The sequence below is a fragment of the Pseudoalteromonas sp. PAST1 genome (assembly GCF_021532515.1).
Classification (GTDB): domain Bacteria; phylum Pseudomonadota; class Gammaproteobacteria; order Enterobacterales; family Alteromonadaceae; genus Pseudoalteromonas; species Pseudoalteromonas simplex.
This window is the reverse complement of the sequence record NZ_JAKGBH010000053.1, coordinates 20820-30666: the sequence shown is the minus strand read 5'-3', so window position 1 is coordinate 30666 and position 9847 is coordinate 20820. Positions and strand designations below refer to the sequence as shown.

The 9847-nt window shown below is 42.2% G+C and carries 9 protein-coding genes; 2 read left to right on the top strand and 7 right to left on the bottom strand.

Annotated features, from left to right (window positions below; all coding sequences use genetic code 11):
- Nucleotides 1–611 (top strand): universal stress protein (locus tag L1272_RS19230; protein ID WP_235374103.1); only part of this gene is annotated, 611 nt, incomplete at its 5' end.
- 56 nt (nucleotides 612–667) lie between these two features.
- On the opposite strand, the gene L1272_RS19225 is transcribed toward L1272_RS19230, so the two are convergent.
- Both L1272_RS19225 and L1272_RS19220 read right to left on the bottom strand, forming a co-directional pair.
- Nucleotides 668–1630, bottom strand: a complete 963-nt coding sequence (locus L1272_RS19225) for a sensor domain-containing diguanylate cyclase (protein WP_054551542.1) — start codon at nucleotides 1628–1630, stop codon at nucleotides 668–670.
- Nucleotides 1631–1633: 3 nt separating this feature from the next.
- Nucleotides 1634–2638: a response regulator gene (locus L1272_RS19220; RefSeq protein WP_235374102.1), complete on the bottom strand. Its 1005-nt coding sequence runs from the start codon at nucleotides 2636–2638 to the stop codon at nucleotides 1634–1636.
- 205 nt (nucleotides 2639–2843) lie between these two features.
- On the opposite strand from L1272_RS19220, the gene tpx reads away from it, so the two are divergent.
- Nucleotides 2844–3425, top strand: coding sequence for a thiol peroxidase (tpx, locus tag L1272_RS19215; RefSeq protein ID WP_166338068.1), 582 nt, complete (start codon nucleotides 2844–2846; stop codon nucleotides 3423–3425).
- Nucleotides 3426–3507: 82 nt separating this feature from the next.
- Here the strand turns inward: tpx and adk are convergent, their stop codons facing one another.
- The 5 genes from adk to dnaX all read right to left on the bottom strand — a co-directional run bounded on the left by adk (nucleotide 3508) and on the right by dnaX (nucleotide 9847).
- Nucleotides 3508–4152, bottom strand: coding sequence for an adenylate kinase (gene adk / locus L1272_RS19210; RefSeq protein ID WP_036967590.1), 645 nt, complete (start codon nucleotides 4150–4152; stop codon nucleotides 3508–3510).
- A 179-nt stretch (nucleotides 4153–4331) separates the two neighbouring features.
- A complete protein-coding gene (htpG, locus tag L1272_RS19205; RefSeq protein WP_138600431.1) occupies nucleotides 4332–6245 on the bottom strand; it encodes a molecular chaperone HtpG in 1914 nt (637 codons plus the stop codon).
- A gap of 161 nt (nucleotides 6246–6406) precedes the next feature.
- A complete protein-coding gene (recR, locus tag L1272_RS19200; RefSeq protein WP_054551546.1) occupies nucleotides 6407–7015 on the bottom strand; it encodes a recombination mediator RecR in 609 nt (202 codons plus the stop codon).
- Between the two features lie 10 nt (nucleotides 7016–7025).
- On the bottom strand, nucleotides 7026–7352 hold the full coding sequence (locus L1272_RS19195; protein WP_054551547.1) for a YbaB/EbfC family nucleoid-associated protein: 327 nt from the start codon (nucleotides 7350–7352) through the stop codon (nucleotides 7026–7028).
- 59 nt (nucleotides 7353–7411) lie between these two features.
- On the bottom strand, nucleotides 7412–9847 hold the full coding sequence (gene dnaX, locus L1272_RS19190; protein ID WP_235374101.1) for a DNA polymerase III subunit gamma/tau: 2436 nt from the start codon (nucleotides 9845–9847) through the stop codon (nucleotides 7412–7414).

Here is a 9847-nt window from a genome sequence, read left to right as displayed (position 1 = left end):
GCCCAGTACAATGGCTAGCCAATGAGCTTGATACGTCAGATTATGAAATGGTGATTAAAACTCGCCACATCGACGAAGAAACGCAATTTACAGAGCTAGACTGGCAGCTTATTCGCTTTAGCCCGCTGCCACTTTATTTGGCCGCCGATAACAAATGGCGTAACAATACCAATGTGCTGGCAGCCCTTGATTTAGGCAGTGAGAAGGCGAGTAAATACTGTTTAAACGAAGCAATTATCAAAGCAGGCTTAGCCTATGCAAAAGACTACGACAGCGAGTTTTATGCCTGTTATACCGTACATGTATCACCGTTTTTACGTGATTTAGGCATTGTATTTTCAGATGAGCAAGTGATTAACGCCTTTGAAAAGCTACCCGTAGCACAGCGAACCTTAATCGAAGCGCACGACTTAAAAGACAAGCTTAAAATCAAAGCCGGTGTGGTTGAGCAAGTGATCCCAAGTGTTGCAGCTAAATTAAATGCTGACTTAGTGATTATGGGTTCGGTGGGTAATACAGGTATTAAAGGTCATTTAATTGGTAATACCGCCGAAAAAGTCATGAAGCTACTTAAAACAGATATTCTTGTTTTACCGCCACTTGGGGTTTAATCTGCTTAACTGAATAGAATTACTATGAAAAAGGGGCTTAATTGCCCCTTGTTTGTTTATAAATCTGTGTAAGCTGTGACCTTGTTACGGCCGTTTTCTTTTGAGTGATATAAGGCTTTATCGGCGGCTTCAACCCACTTTTCGTAGCGATCAAACTTCTCGTCGAAGCAGGCAAAACCAATACTGACCGTCAGTTGAATTTGTTTGCCATCAAAGTAAATTGATGAGTTCTCAATGAGTGTTCTTAATCGCTCAGCAAATATATGTGCACCTTCATGATCAGTATCAAGCAAGGTTACCGCAAACTCTTCACCGCCATAGCGACCTGCTAAGTCTGTTTCACGCAGAGTTTTACGCAGTAAGTCTGCAATATGACGCAGCGCCTCATCACCGCCGCGATGGCCATGTTCATCATTGACCTTTTTAAAGTGATCAATATCAAACATTAACAAGGTGCTGCACCCGCCACTGCGCACTATGCGCATGTATTCTTTGCGTAGCTTTTCTTCCCAATAACCACGGTTAGTAAGCTTAGTAAGTGCATCGGTACGGCTCATTTGTTCAAGCTTGCTATTCGCTTCTTCTAGCTCTTTTTTATTCACCGCTTCATCGGTTACATCATAGATAATGATACAGATATGCGATACTTCACCTGTGGTCGTCGTCAGTGGAATAAAAGTGGCATTTTGATACATATGATCCGCTTTACCGGTAATTGGGCGGTAATTCTTAAAACGGAAAATATATGGCTGCTGCTCCCAAATAGTAAATGAGCGATTATTTAAAATGAACACAGACTCAGATTTGCTGCGAAACCACTTTTCATCGATTGATGGAAACAAATCAAACAGGTCTTTATCTTTCACCGCGCTTGGCAATAGGCCAGAATGGTTTTCCATAAACCCATTCCAGATGCATACTTTGTAGTCTCTATCGAGCACCACTAGGCCTACATCAACGGTATTAAACATATCCATTAACCAATGGAGTTCATTCATATTAAAATCGGCTGCAGGCATAGTTTAGTCTTCTAATAAATAAGCTACTTTGTACTTAAGGGTTTTTAATGAGTCCTCGGTGAACAGCAACATCAAATCACAGTTAATATTGTGATTTTCGATGCCATAGCTGATCTCAATCGCCAGCGTTCGTTGCCAGCGAGATTTATTCGCCTTTACTAAATCAGATACATCACAGTGTTGTCCTAGCACCACAGGATGACCTTGGCTAAAACGCATATCTAATTGGTGCGACAGTCCTGTCAGAATAGCCCCTATTAATATGTTACTCACATCCATTAATAGCTCTAATTCAACTTTATCGTTGAGCCCACCCTCATAATTCATTAACGAGGCGATTTCTTTAAAACTTGAATCATTTAACAGCAATAGTGCTTCGCCAGAAACACCGCCGCCAATAAAACCCTGACATACACCTGAGGTTGCGGCATTGGCATCAATCGAGCGCAAAGCCATATCTAGTTCATTGACTTCTAAAACATTTACATTAGGAATAGGAAGCTTTACGAATACATTAAGAAGACGCGCTAATAAGTCTCCAGCTTGCCCCATTGCGACATTGGTGAGTTCTTGGTAGATATCACGCACATCGGGATCAACTTGCTCACCTAACTTATTAGCAAGACGCTCACGCATGGCTTTATCTTTAATACCATGATGTTCAATAATACTCGCTAGTTTCTCGGCGGAACAAGGTTTTTGAATAAAGTCGATTGCGCCTAACTCAAGCACACGTCGATGAGCATTAGGTTGGATGTCTCCAGATACAACAACAGTGAGAACATGAAGGTCTTGTTCTTGAATGGCTTGCAGTACTTCGTAACCATCCATTTCAGGCATGTTTAAATCGAGAAATAAAATTTCCGGCTGAATTTTTTTGATTTGCTCAATACAGTGAACACCATTTTCAGCAAACTCAATTTTTATATCCCAATCATCGGGTAAAGAGCGTGCTAATTGTCGACGTGCTAACTTTGAATCATCACAAACTAATACCGATGTTGACATATATTCTCTCTAAATCCACACTTTCTAACTAGCAAAAACATTAACTAGTAACTTTATTCTTATTTTTATATGTAAAAAATAGGGTCACAGGCACATGTTAATCAAACTAATGGTTATTTACAATTTTAAATTGTACTAATCCTTGGAGCCACTTCATGAGTATAATACACTGAAGTTAAATGCGTTAATTTAAAGGAATTTTATTATGTTACGTCCGCTAATGTTTGCATTAGGCGCTGTGTGCACGTTTAGTTATGCAGGTGATTTATCAGAAAATAGTTTAGACGCAGGTAAGGTTTCAGCCCAGTCTAAACCGGTTACTTTACTAGGGCAAGGTGTTGAAGTTGGCCAACAAGCGCCTAATTTTAAAGTAGTAGATGGCAACTTTACCCCCGTCACACTAGACAACTATCGAGGCCAAGCAGTGCTTTTAAGCGTTGTGCCAAGTTTAGACACAGGTGTATGTAGTATTCAAACCAAACACTTCAATGAAAAAGTAGCTTCAGAATACCCAAGTGTGGCGATGCTGACCTTAAGCGCAGATTTACCGTTCGCACAGAAGCGTTTTTGTAAAGCCGAGAATATAGACAAAGTAGTGACCTTATCTGACTCAGTATGGCGTGACTTTGGTAAGAACTACGGTTTGATTATCAAAGATATGGGCTTGTTAACCCGTGCCGTATTTGTGCTCGATAAAGAACATAACATCGTTTACAAGCAGCTTGTCGATAACCTTTCAAAAGAGCCTGATTACGACAGTGCTATTGCGGCATTAAAGAAACTGTAAAAGCGCAATTTTAACTTGCAGTGATACAAACACAAAAAAACCGCCCAGAGGCGGTTTTTTATTTGTGATTCTAAAAGGTAAATTAACCTAAAAGCTCACCAAGTTGTTGGCTAACAGCTTCAACAGCTTGAGTACCGTCTAATTTGTGGTACTGAGTGTTGCCTGCTTTCGCTTCAGCTTGGTAGTAATCAACTAATGGTTTAGTTTGGTCGTGGTAAATACCTAAACGCTTACGCACTGTTTCTTCAGTGTCGTCATCACGAATGATTAGGTCTTCACCTGTGATGTCATCTTTGCCATCAACTTTAGGTGGGTTATAAACAACGTGATAAACACGGCCAGAGCCAGGGTGTACGCGACGGCCGCCCATACGCTCAACGATGATTTCGTCAGCAACGTCAAATTCGATAACGTGATCAACTACCACGCCATTCTCTTTCATTGCATCTGCTTGAGGAATAGTACGAGGGAAACCGTCTAGTAAGAAACCTTTTTCGCAATCAGGTTTAGCAATACGCTCTTTAACTAGACCGATAATAATTTCGTCAGATACTAATTGACCTGCATCCATTACTTTTTTAGCTTCAAGACCAAGTGGTGTACCTTCTTTGATTGCTGCACGCAGCATATCGCCCGTAGAAATTTGTGGAATACCGTATTTGTCCATCAAAAACTGAGCTTGAGTACCTTTACCTGCACCCGGCGCGCCCAAAAGAATAATGCGCATATCATTGTCCTCTGTGTGATACTAATCTTAAAAATGGTCGATCAGTGGAGTTTTGTTTTTAGAGCCTGAATTCTTCCACAACTAAGGCTATACCTCAAGTAACTTATACCAATTGCCTATATTAGCGGCAATAAAAAAGGGAGCCTTGCTCCCTTTTCAAACTCATTGCGCTAAAACGCTTATTTGCTTAAATCTAGCATTAGTTTGTTCAAACGAGTTACAAAGCCTGCAGGGTCTTTTAACGTACCGCGCTCAGCCAGTAATGCTTGATCTAGAAGCACTTGTGACCACTGGGCAAACTTGTCTTCATCTTGTTCAACGTTTAAGTGTTTAACAAGCTGATGCTCTGGGTTAAGCTCAAAAATTGGCTTTTGCTCAGGCACTGTTTGACCAACTGATTCCATTAACTTTTGCATTTGCGAGCTCATATCGTGCTCATCAGCAACAACACATGCAGGCGAGTCAGTTAGACGGTGCGTAAAGCGTACGTCTTTAACGTTATCACCTAGTGCAGTTTTAATGCGCTCAACTAGGCCTGCAACTTCTTTTTCTGACTCTTCTTGCGCTTTTTTCGTTTCTTCGTCATCCATGTTGCCTAAATCTAAGTCACCACGGGTAATTGACTGGAATGATTTTTCGTTGAACTCTGTTAAGTAGCTCATCATCCACTCATCAACACGGTCGCTTAGAAGCAATACTTCGATGCCCTTCTTACGGAAGATCTCTAGGTGTGGTGAGTTCTTCGCTGCAGCGAATGAATCAGCAACTACATAGTAGATCTTGTCTTGCTCTGGCTTCATACGCTCAATGTATTGCTCAAGCGATACATTTTGAGTGCTTTCATCAGTATGTGTAGAAGCAAAACGCAGTAGCTTAGCAATGGCTTCTTTGTTAGCCGCATCTTCAGCTGGGCCTTCTTTTAACACCTGACCAAACTCGTTCCAGAACGTTTGGTAATCTTCTTCGCGGTTTTTCGCCATACGCTCAAGCATTTTAAGTACGCGCGATGTACACCCTTTACGGATTGCTTGCGTTACTTTGTTGTCTTGTAAGATTTCACGCGACACGTTTAGTGGTAAGTCGTTTGAATCAAGTAAACCTTTCACAAAACGTAAGTAGCTTGGCATGAACTGCTCAGCGTCATCCATGATGAAAACGCGTTGTACATACAGTTTTAAACCTGATTGACGCTCACGGTTCCATAAATCGAAAGGTGCTTTTTTCGGGATGTATAACAGGCTGGTGTATTCTGTTTTACCTTCTACCTTGTTATGTGCCCAGCTTAGTGGCTCTTCCCAATCGTGACCGATATGCTTATAAAACTCTTTGTACTCTTCGTCTGTTACTTCAGACTTGTCACGGGTCCATAGTGCTGTCGCGCGGTTAATACCTTCCCACTCGCCTGGCTGTGCTGGAATTTTCTCGCCGTCAGGACCTTCAGATTCAGGTACCTCTGCTTTATACATCTCAACTGGAATAGAAATATGGTCTGAATATTTAGTGACGATGCTACGTAAACGGAACTCATCAGCAAATTCTGTTTCGTCTTCACGAAGGTGTAGAATGATTTCGGTACCGCGTGATGGTTTATCAATCTCTTGTAATGTGTACTCACCTTCACCTGCAGATTGCCATTCAATACCTTGGCTTTCACCTGCTTTACGCGTACGCACTGTTACTTTATCAGCAACGATAAACGCTGAGTAAAAACCAACACCAAATTGACCAATCAATTGTGAATCTTTGCTTTGGTCGCCTGTTAGGTTCTGGAAAAATTCTGCGGTGCCTGATTTTGCAATTGTACCTAGTGAATTGATCACATCTTCACGGCTCATACCAATACCGTTATCAGTAATGGTGACCGTGTTTGCTTCTTTATCGGCACTGATACGTACTTTTAGTTCCGCATCGTTTTCGTATAAATCGCCATTCGAAAGCGCAAGGAAACGTAATTTATCTGCCGCATCTGACGCGTTTGATACAAGCTCACGTAGGAAAATCTCTTTATTAGAGTAAAGAGAGTGAATCATCAGGTTTAATAGTTGTTTGACTTCTGTTTGAAAGCCTAATGTTTCTTTTTGTGCTGCAGTCATTGTGTAAATCTCCAATTAACAAAGTGTCTAATCTGCACTATGACTCTTTATATGGGGCAGGCTTTTTGAACTTCAAGGCAAAAAATTAAATTTACGGCTAAATTGGGGGGCTACACACAAAAAAGCCTGCTTAAAGCAGGCTTTTGATACCATATTAGGTATTAGTTTTGGTTTACGGCGCGTCGTCCGCTAAATGCGTGCATCAATGTCATACCATCAAGTAAGTCGAGCTCACCACCAACAGGGACACCGTGAGCAATACGAGATGCACCAACCTGATACTTATGACAAAGCTCAGCAATGTAGTGGGCTGTGGTTTCCCCTTCAACACTTGGATTGGTTGCGAGGATCACCTCATTAATGCCACCTTGTTGCAACTTGCTTTCAAGAATATCAAGGCCAATTTCTTTTGGCCCTATGCCATCAATTGGCGACAAGTGACCCATTAAAACAAAGTAAAGACCTTGGTATTGACCAGTTTGCTCAATAGCGAGTACATCGGTTGGTGATTCGACCACACACAATAAACCACTATCCTGGCGTTTAACACTTGAACAAATATCGCATACCGCTTGCTCTGTAAAAGTACGACAAGATTGACAATGCCCTACTTCATCCATTGCTTTGGTTAATGCATGGCCAAGCTGTTTACCACCTTGACGGTCACGCTCAAGCAAATGAAAAGCAATGCGCTGTGCCGACTTAGGGCCTATGCCCGGCTGGCATCGTAGCGCTTCAATTAGCTGTGTTAAACTAGGAGATAGTTGCATACAAAATCACTTAGAATGGCATTTTCATACCTGGTGGTAATTGCATACCGCCAGTTACTTTGCTCATGCGCTCTTGTGTTTCTTCAGCAACACGACGTACAGCATCGTTACACGCTGCCGCTAATAAATCTTCGATCATGTCTTTGTCGTCTTCCATTAGGCTGTCATCTAATTCAACACGACGAACATTGTGGTTACCAAGCATAGTTACTTTAACTAGGCCTGCACCTGCTTCACCTACAACTTCAAGGTTTGCGATTTCTTCTTGGGCTTTTTGCATGCGCTCTTGCATTTGCTGCGCTTGCTTCATCATGTTACCCATTCCACCTTTAAACATAACTGTCTCTCTTTCTAAACTACTTTAATTGGCATGAAGATAAGGGCTATTGTAACTAATTACAATGCCTGAATACTGTTTTCATCGATTATAGCGCTAAATAACTGCTGAAATTGCACTATATTTTCATCGCTATTTATTACATCAATCGCTTGTTGATGACGTCCCGCATCAATTTTTTGTTGAATCAAATACGGTGAATCAATTACGCCATCAGCAAACTCGATACTAAGTTCTACATTATGGTCGTAAATTTCACTTAATGCAGCATTGAGCTTTTGCCTAAGCACAGCGCTATCTAAATGGCGCTGTGATGAATCAACTTCAATGTGCAACTGATTATTCTGCTTGGTAAAGATTGAATGCAGCGCAAATTGGCGCATGCGACCACCCAGTCCCATGCGTTTAATTAAATACGCCCATTCGTCTTGTTCGTGTGCAAATTTAATACTGCTGATCGGGCTTTCAAAATCATCAGGTATCGGAATACTGGCTTCTTCAACTACTGGCTCTGGCGCTTTTTGTGGATTGATCTGCTCAAGTAACTCTGGCGCTAAGTTTTCGGTGATTGTTTGATGCTTTTCTCGAAAGTCGACTTTTTTTACTTTACTACTGCTCTCCCCCGTTTGCTGGGGGATGGGCTTTTTTACTTCAGCAGCCATTGCTTGCTGCTGAGGCTGAATGTTGGTCGCGGCTGTGCTTTGTTGCACTGGCGGCTTTGCTTTGGGCTTAGCTTCAGGCTGTGGTTCTGCTTTAGCATGAGTTTGCGTTGCTGCACCACTTAAACGCCCAGCACCTGAAATATTGCGATCTTGTAAAATACGAGCAATGGCCGACTGCGCCTGACTTTGCTGCTGTTGTAATTGTGCTGGTGTTGTTTGCTGTTGCTGAGGCGCAGATGCTTCATTGGCAGTAAAGCCCTGATCATAGGCGCTATTCATCACATCATCGTATTGCGCTGCAAGTGATGAATCCATTTCGGCATCATCATCCATATAATCTTGCGAAGAATACTCTGGTGATGAGTACTCAGCTGCTGGCACTTGCTCTGAGTGGCTTGGCTCTTGCTGTTGTGGCGCAGGTTGAACTTCAGCAACCATTGCAGTTTCAACAGATTGCTGAGGCTGTTGACCAGCATCAGGCTGCTCTACTGCTGTTGCTTCAACTTGCTGGGCAGACTCATGGCTATGTGCCGTTTCTGCCTTGGCTGCTTGAATAGGCTCAGCTTGTGTTGGCTGAGGCTCTGAAGGAACAGCAGTTGTCTGTGCAGAGCTATGTGCAACTGGTGCTTGCTCTGAAGCAGCTTGCTCACGTTGCGCCGTAGATTTTTTCAAAATATCACGCAGTGCACCGGCACCACTTGGCTTAACCTGTTGCTGGGTATTCGTTGGTGTTTGGCTTTGTGCAAATTGCGTAGGTTGGAATGCAAGCAGTCGCAACATGATCATTTCAAAGCCAAGTTTAGCATCGGGTGCCCATTGCAAATCTTTTTTACCATTTAATAGCAATTGGTAGTAAACCTGCATCTGCTGTGCATCAGTGGTTTGTGCCACCTGCTCAATAAAATCTCGGTTAGTATCATCAAGTGCCGCTGCACTAGGCACAAGTTGCACAAGCTGAATAAGATGCGTCAGGGCAATTAAATCGTCGAGCAAGGCTACAAAGTTAGGGTTTCGGCTAACGACTGCTTTTACTTCTTGAAGTAATGCATCGCCATCTTGGCACAGTAACGCTGCTAACATGGTTTGGCTATATTGAGTATCCATCAAGCCAAGCATAGTTTGCACAGCCTGATGATTAATATTGCCATTGGTTTGCGCAATTGCTTGGTCTGTAAGACTCAATGCATCACGCATACTACCATCGGCTGCCTTAGCTAAAATAGACAATGATTTATCATCGAAACTTAGCTGTTCTTGATTAAGAACATGGGCAAGCTGATCATGAATTTCTGATTGCGACAAAGCATTTAAATTAAACTGTAAGCAACGCGATAAAATCGTCACGGGTAGTTTTTGCGGATCGGTTGTCGCTAATAAAAACTTCACATGCTCTGGCGGCTCTTCCAATGTTTTTAGTAATGCATTGAAACTGTGCTTTGACAGCATGTGAACTTCATCGATTAGGTATACCTTGTAACGACCACGTGTTGGTGCGTATTGAACGTTATCAAGGATTTCGCGGGTATCTTCTACTTTGGTACGTGATGCCGCATCGATTTCTAATAAATCAATATAACGGCCTGCTTCAATGTCAGTACAACTTGAACATTGGCCGCATGGCTCAGCAGAGATACCCTTATCGCAGTTGAGACTTTTTGCGAATATACGTGCAATGGTTGTTTTACCCACCCCACGGGTTCCAGTAAAGAGATAAGCGTGATGGAGTCTATTTTGTGTTAATGCATTAACTAATGCTTGTTTAACATGAGACTGCCCCACTAACTCGTGAAAGGTTTGTGGTCGCCATTTCCTTGCTAGAACCTGATAACTCAT

Bases quoted from the DNA above. Each gene is read 5' to 3' on its own strand.
- L1272_RS19225 (WP_054551542.1), bottom strand. From the start codon at position 1,630: ATGCCTGCAGCCGATTTTAATATGAATGAACTCCATTGGTTAATGGAT.
- L1272_RS19220 (WP_235374102.1), bottom strand. From the start codon at position 2,638: ATGTCAACATCGGTATTAGTTTGTGATGATTCAAAGTTAGCACGTCGA.
- tpx (WP_166338068.1), top strand. From the start codon at position 2,844: ATGTTACGTCCGCTAATGTTTGCATTAGGCGCTGTGTGCACGTTTAGT.
- adk (WP_036967590.1), bottom strand. From the start codon at position 4,152: ATGCGCATTATTCTTTTGGGCGCGCCGGGTGCAGGTAAAGGTACTCAA.
- htpG (WP_138600431.1), bottom strand. From the start codon at position 6,245: ATGACTGCAGCACAAAAAGAAACATTAGGCTTTCAAACAGAAGTCAAA.
- recR (WP_054551546.1), bottom strand. From the start codon at position 7,015: ATGCAACTATCTCCTAGTTTAACACAGCTAATTGAAGCGCTACGATGC.
- L1272_RS19195 (WP_054551547.1), bottom strand. From the start codon at position 7,352: ATGTTTAAAGGTGGAATGGGTAACATGATGAAGCAAGCGCAGCAAATG.
- dnaX (WP_235374101.1), bottom strand. From the start codon at position 9,847: ATGAGTTATCAGGTTCTAGCAAGGAAATGGCGACCACAAACCTTTCAC.